This window comes from Oceanobacillus oncorhynchi (assembly GCF_000821065.1).
Taxonomy (GTDB): domain Bacteria; phylum Bacillota; class Bacilli; order Bacillales; family Amphibacillaceae; genus Oceanobacillus; species Oceanobacillus oncorhynchi.
In genome coordinates this window covers 1,258,980-1,274,837 of the sequence record NZ_CDGG01000001.1, presented here as the reverse complement: position 1 = coordinate 1,274,837, position 15,858 = coordinate 1,258,980, and the positions used below count along the sequence as shown (strand labels likewise).

The window sequence follows — 15,858 nt, the reverse complement described above, 5'->3', positions numbered from 1 at the left end:
GATATATCCCTAACAAAAAAGCATGTGTTCGAAATAGTATTCAGAACACATGCGTTATATTTACATTATCTCAGTATCGTAACTTTTACATCTTTTCTTCCCCAGCTGAGTGCTTGAGATTGATCCGATACGAATACATCAATTTTATTTCCATTGATTGCTCCGCCGGTATCACGTGCTACAGCTACACCATAGCCTTCCACCTCTACCACACTGCCAAGCGGAATAACGCTAGGGTCAACAGCGATTACTTTTGCACCTGGATTGTTCTTTAAATTAAATCCAGTTGTTGTAATGCCGGTACATCCGGTGCAATCAGCTGTATAAGCTGTTGATGAAACGGTAAATGTTTTACCTGAGCTTTCTTCCTTACTTGAACTCTCTTCTTTTTCTGCAGAATCTTCTTTCGGCTTAGAAGTCTCTTCCTTCGATTCTTCTTTCTTTTCAGGCTCTTCTTTTTCTGCAGGAGCCTCTTCTTCTTCCGGGTCATTTGTGATTGTTTTTGATGCTACACTTGTCTCTTTTTCTTGATGGACTTTAGTTTCTTCTTCCTCTGCTGCTTCCGCTTCTTTAGCTGCTTTTTCTTCTGCGGCTGCGAGCTTAGCCGCTTCCTCTTCTTTTGCTTTTTCTTCCGCCGCAGCAATTTCTGCTTGCGTATCCGCTTCTAAAGAGGCTAATTGGGAATCTGTGATTTCCAGTTCATCTACAAGCGCTTCTAGGTCTGCCTGCTTCGTTTCCAGTTCATCCTTTTGTGCATTGCTGTCAGCAAGTGCAACTTCTACGTTATCTTTTGCAGCGCTTTGCTCTTCTTTTAAGTCATTCAAAGCATTCATTTTTTCAGTTTCTTCTTTTTGCTTGTCTTCTAAAGAAGCAATATCTGTTTCCTGCTGTTCAATTAACTTCGCATCGGAATCTGCTATTTTATTCACTGCATTTGCGCGTGAAATAAAATCTTCAAAGCTCTGTGCGCCGAAGAGAACTTCCAGATAATTGATGTCTCCGCCGGATTGCTGAACAGATACCATCCGCTCTTGTAATAGTTCAAAACGTTCCTCTATCTTTTGTTCAAGCTCTTGCATTTCATCTTCTAAAACAACAATATCGTCTAATAAAGCATCAATCTGTTGATCTGTTTCATCAATCTCCTGCTGCTTTGCTTCTAATTCATTTTCAGTACTTGCGATCTCACTCTTTAACTGCTCCAGTTCTTCTAATACGGAAGCAATCTGTTGTTCAGAATCAGATAACTCTGTTTTAACATCTGAACGCTGATCGCGAATTTCTTCAAGATCATCAGCAGTTTCTGCTTGAACTGGTATAATACTTGAACTCATGAAACCAACTATCATTACTATCGCTAGCAAAAATGATTTCTTCAATTCTACTCCCCCTGTTCCTGCATCACTACTACATAGCTCTCTCTGTAAAAGGACATTGATCCTTTTGCTATTATGCAGCTTTGTGAATCATAGGATAAATTTAACACTATATAAATTCCTAATGAAGTGTAACATCTACAGATTGCAGAAAGGTTATAGAAATATTACAGTTTTGTATCGCCGGAAGCTGGTTTTCACCTTAAAGCCTGTCATACGAATGCTTATGGGTGTAATATTACATTCTAATTACAATACAGAATATAAATGAATTTCCCATGGTGAATCCTGGTCTTCAAATGTTTCCTCCAACGATAATCCGATATCTTCCGCATTTTCGATCGGGACAGCAGACAGGATGTAATCTCCTCCCAGATCATTCAGTGCGTCTGTATCAATAGCCAAGTCCTGAATCGGTTCATTTTTGTTTCTAGTATACATATAATCCTTTCCATGCTCGGCTACATACATGTACAGCCTTCCGCCCCATGTATCAAAATAGTGTTCTAATGTCGGACTCTTATCCAGCTCTCCGGCAATTACTTCCCGAAAACGGTGCTTATAATCCAGCGGGAAGCTATTGTTATACGTATCCAACGTGTAGAAGCCATTAAATTGAGCGATGGTCGGATGTAATCCGATGCTGACCACGCGGTAATCACTCGGATCTTCTCCAATATAATCTTGAATCGATGTAAACAGGTCCTCTGAATAAAACTCTTTAAAGGTCGGTGTGTTTACTTCCCGGTACTTAAACTCTTCTGACTGCCCGAAAAGCAGTATACTCTGCCAGATAATCAGGACGGCAACAAGAACCTTCCCGACTTTTTTCAGCTGCCACAAAATAAGTAAGGCTAGTGCAAAGGCAATATACCAGATTGGCGGATCCATAAAATGAATCCGTGCAAAATTAAATGTATTCAAAACAGAAATGCTCTCTTTTAATGGCTGCCAGCCTTCCCAATACCAGAAAGCGTACCAGAAGGAGAGGGCTAAATTAATCAAAAACAGGATGAAGAGCCATTTTGGCTGCCTGTTTTTAAATAAGGCAAGCAAGATAGCTATTAAAATAACCGGAATAATAATATAAGCCTGTACGGCCTCGTCATGGGTGTGCCCATATAAAAAATTCTCCCATGCTAATTCATAGCTTCGTTCAAAGGTATTTCCGCTTAACTCCAGCTCCTCCCGGTGAGAAGTAAAGCTGTCATCGAAAAACATGGAGGTAATCAATAAATAATCCTTCATCACAAAGATACCTGCCATGATGGCAATGGCAGCAAAAAAAGCACCATTCCATTTTTTATTGCGAATCCAGTCAATCAGCCACAGCAAGCCAATAACTGCTAAAAAGAAAACAAAGCTGAGGACAAAATTAGCAAAAAACGGAATCAGGCATAGCAGTATCCATGTATGCTTCGGCGCCTCTGTCCGGTATTTGCGAATCATTAAAAAGACATATAAAGCAAGCGGCATCCCTGCAATGGAAAGAACTCCCGAAGGCCAGTAAGGAAGCATCGCAAAAGCAAGCGAAACGCCTACCGTTATCCAAGGTGCTGTCTCTTTTTTCACAATAAAACGCGTTAATAATAAATACATGCCAAAAAACGCTGCAAAGCGCATAATAGTCTGGCTGATGGTATAGGCTGTGATTGGTTCAAACAGTACATAGAGCCAAAGCGCCGCATCAAAAGCAGACGGCAATGCACTTCTCGGCAATCCGTCAATCGCATACGGCAGCGGCACGTCTGTTAACGTGAAAATAGACCCGCTCTCTGCAAGTACTTTATACCAGACAATATTAGAGTCCATGTTGTCATGGACTCTAATATGTACATCTTCTCCATAAATCACATAAGGAGATAAGTAGGCAAGCAAAACAAGGCAGCCCACCCATATCCATTTATTGTGCATAAAATTGCTGAATGCTTTGAATGACATATGCTACATCCCCTTTACTTATTCCATAGTAAAGTGGTAATCGTATCAAACGTTCACTTTCTATCGTTGTATATCTGTCTTCTCCAGAGAAGACGCCGCATGCTTTTCCTGCGACAGATGAATGCAGCGGGACATAGTGCGTTGCTGTCATAATACCAAGCTGCTTTAAATAACGGATCAATTGACTCCGCACTTCTATATTTCTTGTTTTAATAAAGAATATGTGTCCATTGAAGGCTCTACCTTCTGGAATATAAGGAAGCTCTATCTTTCCTGCATCTGCAAGATCAGCCAATCCTTCTTTATACATTTGCCAGGTTCCGAGACGATTATCATTTATTTCCTTCGCATGCTCCAGCTGTACAGACAGATAAGCTGCATTCAGCTCGCTGAGCAGATACGAGGAACCAATGTCTCTCCAAGAATATTTATCCACTTCTCCACGGATAAACTGTGAACGGTCCGTCCCTTTCTCTTGAATCATCTCCGCACGCTCAACGAGAGAAGGATCATTAATATATAATGCCCCTCCCTCCCCGCAAACATAATTTTTGGTTTCATGAAAGCTGATCGTTCCCATGTGGCCAATCGTTCCCAATGCTTTTCCTTTATAAAAGCTCATTAATCCTTGTGCAGCATCTTCGACCACCCATAGGTTATGTTTCTCTGCAAGCTCCATAATCCGGTCCATATCACAGGATACGCCGGCGTAATGAACGACCACGATGACTTTTGTCTTTTCGGTAATTGCCGCTGCAATTTGTTCCGGGTCGACATTCATTGTCCTTGGTTCGACATCTGCAAAGACAATGTTCGCGCCTCGGAGGGCAAATGCATTTGCTGTCGAAACAAAGGTGTATGAAGGCATAATGACTTCATCTCCTTCTCCAACCTCTGTGAGCAGCGCAGTCATTTCCAGTGCCGCTGTGCAGGATGGAGTAAGCATGACTTTTTTCACGCCCATATTTTCTTCCATCCATTGCACACACTTTTTCCCGTAAGGGCCGTTTCCTGATAATTTCTTTCCTGCGATGGCATCTTTGATTGCTGTATTTTCTTTTCCTATATAACATGGTACATTGAATGGTATCATGGTATCACCTCATTATCAGAATACCTGCTACTACAAAAGCAAAGCCGATGATTTTCTGTGTACTGATTGGTTCTCCAAATAAAAAAACCGAGAATATAAAAACAAGAATAAAAGAAAGACTCATAAATGGATAGGCATAGCTGATATCAAATTTAGTCATCGCAGCCATCCAGCTTAATGCCGCTAAGAAAGCAGCAATAAAACCGGAGAGTATCCAGGGGTTCCAGACAAGCTGAAATAAAAATAGAAATTTATCAAAGAGCCCATCCGGCAATTCCCCTTGCCGATCCATTGTCCACTTAATAATTAATTGTCCATAAACGGTAAACAAAACGGTTCCAGCAATATAAAAATAACCCAAACCTCTCTCCCCCTGACATTCCTTTGTATACTTCTACCGCGATACAAAATAAATGGATATGTGTTTAATAGTATCTGTTTAATAGAAGGAACCGTTCACCTTATGATAAATATCCTTCCCAGCCCGCAACCGGAATCCTAAGTCGATGAAAACATTTAATGACGCCGGATTGCTGGGTGAAATCGATGTAACCAGTTGCTCCCTGCCAGTACGCTCAAATTGCTCTTTGACGCATGCAGCTGTAAAAGGTTTAGCAAATCCCTGTCCGCGAATGTCCTTATGCATTGCTAAAAGCAATACATTTTCTTCCTGATAAGCAAAGAATCCTTTCACACGGCCATCCTGCTTATAAGCAAGAATCAGCTCCTGATCAATCAAGTCCTTTACCCAATTTCGGTAGCGGAGATCGGCCATTTCATTCGGAACATGAAAATCACGGTGATACCTACCGCCTTGAAATGCTTCTTCGGCAATCGTTAAAATGTCAGCTGCATCATAATTTTCATGGAAGGTAACATCTCCAGCTTCTTCTTCTAAAAATTTATTGCGGTAACAATAGGGCTCCATTAATGTATCTGCATAATAAAAACCATATTTGTGAAGCAATGCCTTATCAGCCAGCGGATCTACTTTAACGGTAAAATGCCCCTCGACATCTGCTGCAGCCTGCAGCGCAGCTTCACTATATTCGGTTAATTGAAAGGTATCAAGCGGGAAATTCCGGCTGTCCCAAGGCGTCGGCTTTAAATATTCACTCATTTTCCTCTTCCTCCCTGTTTCACTTCTAACGTTTCATTTTTTTGGATTTCCCCTTTTATGTCCTTAATTAAATAAATAGGACGGTTCTTCGCTTCGTTGAAAATTTTCCCAAGGTAGAGACCAATAATTCCAAGCTGGAAGAATAGTAAACCGCCAATAAAAAAGATGGACACCATCACACTGGTCCAGCCTTGAACAGGCTCATCCAAAAAGAAATAGCGGGAAAATAAATACAGCGCATAGATAAACGAAGCGAATGCCATCAGAAAGCCTACACCAATCGAAAGCCGGAGCGGTTTATTCGATTGGGAGACAATCGCATCTGTTGCTAAAGCGAATAATTTTTTCAATTGATAGGAGGACTTTCCTTCTTTTCTGGCATCATGCTGTACTTCTATTTTTGTCTGCTGATATCCCATCCATTGAATAAAGAAAGGAAAATAACGATTTTGCTCGCGCAGTTTACGAAAGCTCTCCACTACTTTTTTTCGGGATATACTGAAATTGGCGATTGTTGCATCTGTCTTCTTCCCGGTAAAATAATCATAGACTTTATAGAAGGCTTTTGATGTGAGTTTTTTTACATTCTTATCCTGCCTTTGCATGCGCTGTGCAAAGACAACATCATAGCCGTCCTGGGCCCGTTCGTACAGCGAAGCAATTTCTTCCGGCCGGTCCTGCAAATCACAATCCATCACAACCACCCAGTCTCCTGAGGTAAAGTCAAGACCTGCCGTGATGGCATGATGCTGTCCAAAATTACGGGACAAATTAATTCCTTTTATTTTTTTATCTTTCTGATGAAGCTTAAGCATTGTTTCCCAGGCATGGTCCGGGCTCGCATCATTTACCATAATGATTTCATAATCTGCCTGAATGGACTGGATAGTTTGAATAATGCGTTCTGCGAGCTCGACAAGGCAGCGTTCACAGCCATAGACCGGGACAACAACTGAAATCAAATCGGTACGTTTGTTTTCCATTTTGCTACATACCATTCCACAGTTTTTCTCAGTCCATCCTCTAAATCAACTTGCGGCTGCCAGCCTAGTTCCCTTTGAATTTTACTTGCATCGATGGCGTATCTCTTATCATGTCCTTTTCGATCCGTCACAAAGGTAATCAAATCAGAAAAATGCGCTAAACGATACTTTTGCAGTAAATCTGGTCTTTGCTCGTCTAATAAATAACAAACTGCATTGGTGATGGTGATATTTTCCTGTTCATTATTTCCGCCGACATTATAGGTTTCCATCGTTTTACCCTGATGATAAACCATATCGATTGCTCGGCAGTGGTCCTCAACAAACAGCCAGTCACGGATATTCTTCCCATCCCCGTAAATCGGTATCGGCTCATTTGCCAAAGCCTGCCGGATAATCGTAGGCAGAAGCTTCTCATCATGCTGTCTTGGTCCATAATTATTCGAGCAGGAGGAAATAATCACATTCATCCCATACGTATGACCAAAGCTTTTTACTAAAAAGTTCGCTCCAGCTTTCGATGAGCTGTATGGATTTCTTGGGTCATAAGGCGTGTCCTCTGTAAATTTTCCAGATTCACCTAATGAGCCATAAATTTCATCCGTGGATATGTGATGAAATCTGCGCTCACCAAGCTCTCCTTTTTCCTCCCAATCTGCTCTCGCCGCCTGCAAAAGATTCAACGTACCAACGACATTTGTATCGATGAACGGGCTCGCATCATGAATCGAACGGTCTACATGGGATTCTGCAGCAAAATGAATAACCCCTTCAATATCATACTCTTTGAAAATCGCTGCTACGGTTTTCATATCTGCAATATCGCCATGAATAAATTGATAATTCCCGTTATTCTCGACTTCAGTTAAATTAGCTAAAGAGCCGGCATAGGTTAGCTTATCTACATTAATCAATTGCTGATCAGGATATTTCTGCTGGTAATAGTGGATGAAGTTGGAGCCGATAAAGCCAGCTCCGCCAGTAATTAAGATAGCCCTACTCATTTTCAACCAGTCCTAACATCGGATGATGGTCGATGGTATCCCAGTATTGCTGGCTATGCTTGCGATTGGCAATTTCTATTAAATATTGCCCATAATCGGTTTTTTCCATCGACTTTCCTTTTTCATATAATATATCTCTTGATATATATCCCAGATAGAAAGCAATCTCTTCCAGGCAGGCAATTTTAAATCCTTGGCGCTGCTGGGTCGTTTTGATAAATTCCGCTGCATCAAACAACGACTCCTGGGTGCCTGTATCCATCCACGCAAAGCCTCTGCCTAACAGCTCTACATGAAGCTGATTCCATTTTAAATATTCTTTATTTAAGTCGGTAATTTCTAATTCCCCTCGTTCTGAAGGTTTGAGCTTTTTAGCAATCTTCACCGCTCTGGAATCATAAATATACAGTCCCGTAACGGCAAAGTCTGATTTTGGGTCATCTGGTTTTTCCTCAATCGAAATTGCTTTTTGATGATGATCAAATTCAACCACACCAAAACGCTCGGGGTCTTTAACCCGATATCCAAATACAGTCGCATGCTGATGGTTCTTTATCGCATTCCGCAATAAGGTGGTAAACCCTTGCCCGAAGAAGATATTATCCGCTAGAATCAGCGTAACATCATCCTTCCCGGTGAATTCTTCACCAAGAATAAGCGCTTCAGGGATTCCTTTTGGTTCAGCCTGTTCTTTATAGACGATTTGAATACCTAATGCCGATCCGTCTCCCAGTAATGTCTCGAAACGAGCAATATCCTCTGGTGTACTAATAATCATTACTTCTTTAATACCACCCAGCATCAAGACAGATAACGGATAATAAATCATCGGCTTGTCATAAACAGGCAGCAGGTGCTTATTCATACTATCTGTACTCGGAGACAGACGTGTTCCACTTCCTCCAGCCAGAATAATTCCTTTCATGATACACACCCTCCATCAAAATTTATTTTTATTGTTTTTAAAACATAGGTCTTGTTATTATCTACATTATTCCTTTAAAGACCGTTTTGTAAACTTACATTCTTGTTTCAAATTTATTTCGTGAACAGAAAAGATGTTGCAGATTTACCATGAAATTGCCACAATTGTATAGAAACAGGAAATGATGCAGATTTATTTTATCGCAGGCACCTGTTTTTTAATATAATAAACCATCTCTATGTTTGTTAAAAATATGTATGCGAATAATTTAAAACGCACTATTACAAACAGAAATCTGTTAGAGTAATAGCTAGAATAGAAATAGATAAAGTAAGGAAGATTTTAAATGAACAGACAGCAATTAGAGAAAAACATATACAAATATGCCTCTGAGTTACTTACGGAGAAAGGTTATGTCAGTCCAATCGATGTTTTGATAAAAATGGAGAAATTATCAAAGAAACAAGCTGAGGATTGGCGCTTTAAACGGATTCCTTATTTGGAAAAAGTCATTTCTCTTAATCTGGGGAAATTGAATCATTTGCTTCAAACCCTTAAAAAAATTGCTAAAGAGAACCAGTTAAAGCCTTCCACGACTGTCTATCAATCATGGGGAAAAGGAGCAAAAAAGACATTACGATTCTCTAAAACAGGAAACCCGCATATGGAAAAATTATATTCAACACATTATATGAAACAATCAAAATAAGAAGAGGGAGGAGTTTGTACATGACTAAAACAAAGCAGCTGAAGATTCCAGAATTAAAAAAGCACCTGCGTACGTGTGATAAAAAAGAACTTATTCAAATAATTACGGAGTTATATAAGCTAAATAGTGATGCAGCTGAATATTTATCAGTTAAATACGGCGGGGATGAGGAGATACAAGCATTATTTGAAAAAGCACAGCAGGAAATTAACAATGAATTCTTTCCTGACAGAGGGTTTGGAAAAATGCGGCTATCCCATGCCAAAAAAGCCATATCCCGCTTTAAGAAACTCACAAACGATGAGAGAAAAACAATCGAATTAATGGTTTATTATGTTGAAATTGGCACTTTATTCACCAATACCTATGGAGATATTGACGAGAGATTTTATGATAGTATGAATTCCATGTATGATCGAGTCATTGCTGCTTGTGAGAAAGATGAGCAGCTTTTTAAACAGCTGCAGCCCAGATTATTTAACATTGTAGAAAACGCCAACGGTATTGGATGGGGCTACCACGATAATCTGGCAGATAGCTACAATTCTATCAACTGGTTAAATTCATAAATCGAAACTTCACTCAACGGGCGTTTTACGGACGGTTCTCCGTGATAAAATGTGGTTTTATATTAGAATTAATTGCCATACCTCCCTTCATTATTATAGATGGATAGAAAAAGACGCAGCCTATGGATTGTACACATAAGCTGCGTCTTTTTGTATTACATTTACCTGCCTATCGTCGAACGCTATCTTTCTCTTTTGCGATACATTTCCTAATATCCATCATCGCCTGCAAATGCATGCCTTCATGAAAAATCGTCCGTATTAAAACCTGTTCTATTGTATAAATCCCCATATCAATCGGTGCAAATTGCTCTGTCAACCGGTGCTGATACTGCTTTTTAATCACATTGGGCTGGTCTCTCAGCAAATTATTCAAGGCTTCAAAAGCTAGTGTTTCTGATGTTAAGTCTTTTGGCGATGTACCAAACCCAAACCATTGATTAAAATATTTCGTTGCTTCGGAGGTTTCTTGAGTCAATGCAAAGAAATTGATCCAATTGAACTACCCCCACTTATCAACCTTATAGGCTGCTTGAAGTAGGAGATTCCTAAGAACACCAACCCATTGGTCAGTTATGGATTAGGCTATCCCCGCAGTCCCTGCGGTTATTCGTAATGCTTCCTTACGAAGATTCCTGCTTGCGTTCCTATCTCTTTGGTGATGGCATTGACAGATACCACACGTCCATGCACGCAAAGCAAGATTTTTAACGTCTGGGTTTTGGTGTCCACAATGGGAACACAGCTGGCTGGATGGATAATTTTTAGCGACTGTAACAACCTGCTTTCCATACCAGGCCGCTTTATATTCCAGCATCGTTTGGAAAGCTGACCAGGATACATCGCTAATCGCTTTCGCAAGATTTCGATTCTTTAACATGTTTTTTACAGACAAATCTTCTATCCCGATGATATCGTGGTTTTTGACTATCTCGGTGGAGATTTTATCCAACATGTCTTTTCTTTTATTCGCAATTTTTTCGTGAATCCGGGCTACTTTTCGTTTTTGTTTCTGCCAATTTGCTGAGCCTACCTGCCTCCTAGACAGAATCACCTGCGCTTTTGCCAATTTTTCTTCTAATATCCGGAAGAACCTTGGATTTTCATACACAGTTCCATCAGAAAGGGTTGCAAAATCAGTTAATCCGACATCGATGCCTACAGAGGAACCTGTCTTTTCATCGTATGCAACTTCCGTTTCCGCTACAATCGAAACAAAGTACTTGCCTGAAGGATTGCGCCGAATCGTTGCATTGATAATACGTCCTTCCACTTCCCGACTTTTGGCAAAACGAACCAATCCGAGCTTAGGCAGTTTGATATGTTTATCCAATACAGCAATATTTCTATTGACATGTTTCGTGGTATACGATTGAACAGGATTCTTTTTTGATTTAAAACGAGGTGCCTTATTCTGCTTCTTATAATAGCGCGTATAGGAATCATTCACATTTTCCACCGCTTTTTGAAGGGCAATGCTATCGACTTCTTTGAGGAAGGGATAGTTTTTCTTTAATTCCCGAACTGCTTTAATCGCCTTATTTTTATTGAAAAATTCTCCCTTCCAATTATTTTGAAGAAGCTGTCCGTTTTGTACCATTTCATTCACCGTATGCCAATAGTGGTCTTTTTCTTTTTGTTTTCCTGTAAAATAGTTGTAGACAAAGCGGGAGCAGCCGATTGTGAACTGCGCCCTGTCAAGTAGACAGTGAAAAAACAAAAAATCTATGCGACAGCCTGGTGCCGGAATTCTAACGGTGCAAGGCTGTTTAATTTTGCTTGATATCGTTCTTCATTATAAAACGTTATATATTCGTCAATATCTTCCTTTAGCTCCTCAAACGACTTATACTGCTTTAGGTTGTAACATTCACATTTAAAGTGACCGAAAAAGCTCTCAATCGGAGCATTGTCAATACAGTTACCGACACGAGACATACTGCGCGTCATGCCAGCTTCTGTAGTAATATAACGATACTCCTTTGATGTATACTGCGAACCTCGATCACTATGAATCAATGGAGTTGTGTCAGGATTTGCTTGTATAGCCGCTTTGATGGTATCCATAACTAGAGGGTTGTCATTATAGCGTCCAACCTGGTAAGCAATGATTGAGCCGTCATAAAGGTCCTTAATGGCACTTAAATAAGCTTTACTGCCAAAACCATAATGCATGTGCGTAATATCCGTTACCCACTTCTCATTCGGCTTCTCTGCGGTAAATTCTCGGTTTAAAATATTTTCTTCAATATTTTCGTGACTTGTCTTCGTTGAATAACCATTCGACCGGCGAATATGCGATTTTAGGCCCATTTGATCCATTAAGCGTCGAATTCTTTTCTCGTTATACTGCTTCTTATATTTGCGGTTGATCACCATGGTTATTCGACGATAACCAAAGTTACCGTGATACTTTTTAAATTCTTCTTTCACTACTTTCATGAGCCATTCATTTTCTTTTTCGGATTCTGTTGGGTCATAGTTCAACCATTTATAGTATCCGGAGCGTGATACAACTAAGATTTCACAGAGTAATAGAATCGGAGTGTCTGTCTCCTGTTGGTAATCATGAATTGCTTGGAATTTAGCTAAATGTGTTCCTAGTCGCGCGGTCCCATCCCCCTTTCGATTTCCTTCAACTTTTTTAATAAGCCATTCTCCGCCTCTAAATACTGATTACGGTGTTCCAGCTCTTTAATACGAAGCTGTAATTCTTCCTCTTCTGTAAGTGTAGGCTTTGACTCCAGGGACTTTCCACGACGATCCTGAAGACCTTGTTCCCCATCTTTTTCATACTTGCGTACCCAGCTATATACTTGTTGATAAGAAACGTTATACTTTTCAGCTGCCTTATGATAGTCGCGGTCGTTGGCAATCGTATATTGTACAATTTCGATACGCTCTTGAAGATTGGTTTTACGCCCTTTAGTCACGGTTCCTCTTCCTTTACTAGTAGATTTTATCTCTTTCCCACTAGTATACTGATTTATCCATTGACGTAAAACCGAATGAGATGAAATATTGAACTTTTCACAAGTCGTTCTCAAACTGCCTTCTCCATTTAAATAAAATTCAACAGCTTCCCTTTTCAGCTCGCTGGAATATCCCTTCCATGTCCTCAAATCCTTTAAACCATAGCCCCCATTTTCTTTGTACTTGCGAACCCATACGTTAATCGTCGTTCGGTCGACAGCGTATTCTTTAGCAATCCTGCTTACAGACACGCTCCCCTCCATCACACGTAATACTGCCTCTATCCTTTCATTTAAAGTATGTTTACTTCTCCTTTTAGACATAGAAAATGCCCCCAATACAGTAGTAGAGAATTTTTATTATTTCTCTGTCCACTGTATTGGGAGCATATCAATTGTCTTATGGATGAAGATGATTTGTTTTTTGTTCGGATAGATACGAAAACGAAATGCTTTTTTTACTTTCATAGCTTCTTACCTCCTCCTGTCCATTATATCAGAAGAAGGATGATTTTGGAACGTTTGTTCGATTTAGTGTTGGACAGTCGAGACACTCCAAAGCAATCTTTTGTGCATAGGAAATTCACCTCCCCCTTACCTCTACGCGCTTGAAGAGGGAGTTTTCCCTCCTTTTTTTGATAAATAAAAGGCATGACGCTCATCTCTTAAAGAGCAACATACCTTTTATTCAACATCTATCTATGCTTCCCTCTTGTATTTCTTATCCGCAGCTGACTGCAAAGTTGATTTTTTCTCTGTTATTCCATACCAATAAGCTGCACCAATGAAAACTGCCCCGCCGACAAGATTTCCAAGAGATACCGGAATCAAGTTAGCAGCAAGACCTGCAAAAGTAATTGTTTCCGGATGCGGGATCATTAAAGCAGTTGACAGCACAGTCATATTTGCCACACTATGCTCAAAGCCAGATGTGATAAAAGCGAATAAACACCAGAAAATCATGATGAGCTTTGCTGTTTCATCCTTTAATTTAACAGAGCACCAGACGGCCAGACAGACCAGAATATTACAGAGAATCCCGCGAACAAACAGCTCCATAAATGGTCCGCTCATCTTGGCGCTTGCAGAGGAAATAATGAAATCTGCCGTTCCTCCCGTAGCCAATCCCGAATAAAAGAATAATCCAGCTACAACAATAGACCCGGCAAAGTTGCCAAAATAACTGAATACCCATATCCGCAGCACATCTAAAACCCTTGTTTTCTTTGTTAAAAAGCCAATTGTCATTATCATATTATTTCCCGTAAACAAGTCAGATCCAGCCATAATGACCAGACTCAAAGCAATCCCAAAGGAAACACCCATGACAATCGATGTTCCGGCAAACTCTGTCGGAGCAAGCATCCCGCCGATAGTAAAAATTAAAATAATTCCTAGACCGACAAAAAATCCTGCCAGCATCGTCATGATGAGATATTTGCTTTTACTATGATTCAATTGTTTTACCTTGGAAACAGCTGTGTTACTGAAAGTGGTTATGGTCTCCATCATTTTTTGTTCCTCCTCTTTGCATCCCATTCTATCGCATTCTCAGTCCTACTTCTATCCTGTTTTTCCAGCTTCTCTTTCAACTCTTTGGTAAGTACCAGGCCGGCGTCAGATGTTGAAAGTGCCACTGTCAATTTTTCCTGACTGAGTCCTGCTAAAGCAATAAAATTAGATAGCTCATTTTGACTTGTATCATGGACCCACTGGTTATCTGCCGCACATCGGCAAACATACGCGTTGACTGCTTGATTATCCGTTGCCGCAAAAATGAGATGTGCATTTTTTATGTCTTGTGCTTCAAATTTTTTCTGCTTCCAGACCACATCATGCATTTTAAATAGCTCCTCCCGTATCCCCGGACTGATTACGGTGATTTTGGCTCCTGTTCCTGCCAGTTCTTTTGCCTTACGCAGAGCTGTCTCCCCGCCCCCGATAATTGCCACCCTTTTTCTGTCGAGGTTCATCATCACCGGATACATCTTCTCCATCACACGCTTCCTCCATTCGCTTGATTAACGTTTTTTTCATCAGCTCATCAAATTCTAAGTTTGGGCAAATAACAAAAGTATCCTTTGAAGAGAAAACAATCTGTTCTATTTTTTCAAGCTGCAGACCAGTAAATAACAAATATGGCATCACATAAACTTTTTTATATCGATAAGGAAGAAATTCCAATGTTTCTTCCAGGCTGGGTTTCCCCAGCTGCAGGAATGCTGTATACACCGGAATATCCAATTTCTGCTCAACGCTCTTTCCAATCTGCTGCAGCTCTTGAATAGGCCTGAGATGACTGCTCCCGCCGCCAACAAGCATAATTGCTGTATCCTTTTCATTTTTTTCAGCTCCGATACGTTTCACCACAAGATCAACCATATATGGATGCGCTCCAAACGGCTCCGAGATTTCAAACGAAATAAAGGGATATTTCCTTTGAACCGCACGCAGCTCCTCCGGAATATCCAATTGGTGTTGAATTGCTGAAAAAAGAAGAACAGGCACAATCAAAAACCGCTTTGCCCCATCAGCAATTAACTTTTCCATTGTCTCTGCAATGGTCGGAGCGGTTAATTCCAAAAAAGCTATTTCCTGGTTTGGAGAAGCAACCTCCTCCTTCACAGATTCAATAAATCTCTTAAACTGAGCTTCTCCTTCTTCACAACGGCTTCCATGACCAATATAAACCACTGCATCAAACATGTGTATCCCTCCCATTTATTCGATTTATTTTTGGCTGTATCCGCTTCTCCAGTTTTATAGAATCTTTGTTACATCATGTATTCTAATATTCTCACATTTATCAACCTGCTTTTTAGCAGCGATTACACGTCCCGCCAAGATCATTTCGCTTATTCCTTACATTCTTTATACATTATTAAATCTGTAAAATTATTTGTGAATAAATTCACAAATGTAGTTAAAAAAAAGATACCTTCCAGTTTTTCTTTCCAGAGAATAACTCCCTCACTGTTAGTGTAGCACATTCTATTTTTGAATTGCGTTGATTTTTTGAACAGTTTGTGTCTGGTTTAGTAATGTTGGGTGAATCAGCGGAAAATGCCAGCTGCCAAACAAGCAAGATGCTTCATTCTGATTTCCGGGACACAGATATGTTTAACATCGTGTTTCATATATTCGGCAGGAAAGAAGCATTTCTTCC

General features: G+C 40.2%; 17 protein-coding genes. 2 read left to right on the top strand and 15 right to left on the bottom strand.

What is annotated here, in order from left to right:
- Nucleotides 1–65: 65 nt before the first annotated feature.
- The 8 genes from BN997_RS05840 to rfbA form a co-directional block, all read right to left on the bottom strand.
- The gene (locus BN997_RS05840) at nucleotides 66–1,379 is read right to left on the bottom strand and encodes a PcsB-like coiled-coil domain-containing protein (protein ID WP_042530492.1); all 1,314 of its coding nucleotides are present in this window, start codon (nucleotides 1,377–1,379) and stop codon (nucleotides 66–68) included.
- 246 nt (nucleotides 1,380–1,625) lie between these two features.
- A complete protein-coding gene (locus BN997_RS05835) occupies nucleotides 1,626–3,317 on the bottom strand; it encodes a DUF6044 family protein (RefSeq protein ID WP_042530489.1) in 1,692 nt (563 codons plus the stop codon).
- Nucleotides 3,280–4,410, bottom strand: coding sequence for a dTDP-4-amino-4,6-dideoxygalactose transaminase (gene rffA, locus BN997_RS05830; RefSeq protein ID WP_042530487.1), 1,131 nt, complete (start codon nucleotides 4,408–4,410; stop codon nucleotides 3,280–3,282). The genes BN997_RS05835 and rffA overlap by 38 nt, the downstream gene beginning before the upstream one ends.
- 4 nt (nucleotides 4,411–4,414) lie before the next feature.
- Nucleotides 4,415–4,771 (bottom strand): EamA family transporter, encoded by a 357-nt coding sequence (locus BN997_RS05825; protein ID WP_042530485.1) that lies wholly within the window; start codon nucleotides 4,769–4,771, stop codon nucleotides 4,415–4,417.
- Between the two features lie 78 nt (nucleotides 4,772–4,849).
- Nucleotides 4,850–5,530, bottom strand: a complete 681-nt coding sequence (locus BN997_RS05820; protein WP_042530483.1) for a GNAT family N-acetyltransferase — start codon at nucleotides 5,528–5,530, stop codon at nucleotides 4,850–4,852.
- Nucleotides 5,527–6,513: a glycosyltransferase family 2 protein gene (locus BN997_RS05815; RefSeq protein WP_042530481.1), complete on the bottom strand. Its 987-nt coding sequence runs from the start codon at nucleotides 6,511–6,513 to the stop codon at nucleotides 5,527–5,529. The genes BN997_RS05820 and BN997_RS05815 overlap by 4 nt, the downstream gene beginning before the upstream one ends.
- Nucleotides 6,489–7,517: a dTDP-glucose 4,6-dehydratase gene (gene rfbB, locus BN997_RS05810; protein ID WP_042530479.1), complete on the bottom strand. Its 1,029-nt coding sequence runs from the start codon at nucleotides 7,515–7,517 to the stop codon at nucleotides 6,489–6,491. The genes BN997_RS05815 and rfbB overlap by 25 nt, the downstream gene beginning before the upstream one ends.
- Nucleotides 7,510–8,442 carry a glucose-1-phosphate thymidylyltransferase RfbA gene (gene rfbA / locus BN997_RS05805; protein ID WP_042530477.1) on the bottom strand — a complete coding sequence of 311 codons (933 nt, stop codon included), beginning with the start codon at nucleotides 8,440–8,442 and terminating at the stop codon, nucleotides 7,510–7,512. Before rfbA ends, rfbB begins: the two co-directional genes overlap by 8 nt.
- 346 nt (nucleotides 8,443–8,788) lie before the next feature.
- Here rfbA and BN997_RS05800 point away from each other — a divergent pair, with 346 nt between their 5' ends.
- Entirely contained in the window at nucleotides 8,789–9,151 is a 363-nt protein-coding gene (locus BN997_RS05800) for a hypothetical protein (protein ID WP_042530475.1), read from the top strand.
- Nucleotides 9,152–9,171: 20 nt separating this feature from the next.
- Nucleotides 9,172–9,720 carry a DUF6155 family protein gene (locus BN997_RS23445; RefSeq protein WP_042530473.1) on the top strand — a complete coding sequence of 183 codons (549 nt, stop codon included), beginning with the start codon at nucleotides 9,172–9,174 and terminating at the stop codon, nucleotides 9,718–9,720.
- 169 nt (nucleotides 9,721–9,889) lie between these two features.
- Here BN997_RS23445 and BN997_RS05790 read toward each other — a convergent pair whose 3' ends face one another.
- The 7 genes from BN997_RS05790 to BN997_RS05760 form a co-directional block, all read right to left on the bottom strand.
- Nucleotides 9,890–10,198, bottom strand: a complete 309-nt coding sequence (locus tag BN997_RS05790) for a hypothetical protein (protein ID WP_052484927.1) — start codon at nucleotides 10,196–10,198, stop codon at nucleotides 9,890–9,892.
- 102 nt (nucleotides 10,199–10,300) lie between these two features.
- A complete protein-coding gene (tnpB, locus tag BN997_RS05785; protein WP_244882335.1) occupies nucleotides 10,301–11,440 on the bottom strand; it encodes an IS200/IS605 family element RNA-guided endonuclease TnpB in 1,140 nt (379 codons plus the stop codon).
- A 5-nt stretch (nucleotides 11,441–11,445) separates the two neighbouring features.
- Nucleotides 11,446–13,016 (bottom strand): IS3 family transposase gene (locus BN997_RS22465; protein ID WP_139088971.1). Its coding sequence is split into 2 segments (ribosomal slippage): nucleotides 11,446–12,353 and nucleotides 12,353–13,016, totalling 1,572 coding nucleotides; the frame shifts between segments, so codons are not numbered across the junction.
- Nucleotides 13,017–13,052: 36 nt separating this feature from the next.
- Nucleotides 13,053–13,160 (bottom strand): helix-turn-helix domain-containing protein, encoded by a 108-nt coding sequence (locus BN997_RS22460; RefSeq protein WP_084612864.1) that lies wholly within the window; start codon nucleotides 13,158–13,160, stop codon nucleotides 13,053–13,055.
- 231 nt (nucleotides 13,161–13,391) lie between these two features.
- Nucleotides 13,392–14,204, bottom strand: coding sequence for a formate/nitrite transporter family protein (locus BN997_RS05770; protein WP_042530469.1), 813 nt, complete (start codon nucleotides 14,202–14,204; stop codon nucleotides 13,392–13,394).
- On the bottom strand, nucleotides 14,201–14,689 hold the full coding sequence (locus BN997_RS22125; RefSeq protein ID WP_084612863.1) for a precorrin-2 dehydrogenase/sirohydrochlorin ferrochelatase family protein: 489 nt from the start codon (nucleotides 14,687–14,689) through the stop codon (nucleotides 14,201–14,203). The genes BN997_RS05770 and BN997_RS22125 overlap by 4 nt, the downstream gene beginning before the upstream one ends.
- Nucleotides 14,607–15,398, bottom strand: a complete 792-nt coding sequence (locus BN997_RS05760; RefSeq protein ID WP_084612862.1) for a sirohydrochlorin chelatase — start codon at nucleotides 15,396–15,398, stop codon at nucleotides 14,607–14,609. The genes BN997_RS22125 and BN997_RS05760 overlap by 83 nt, the downstream gene beginning before the upstream one ends.
- Between the last annotated feature and the right edge of the window lie 460 nt (nucleotides 15,399–15,858).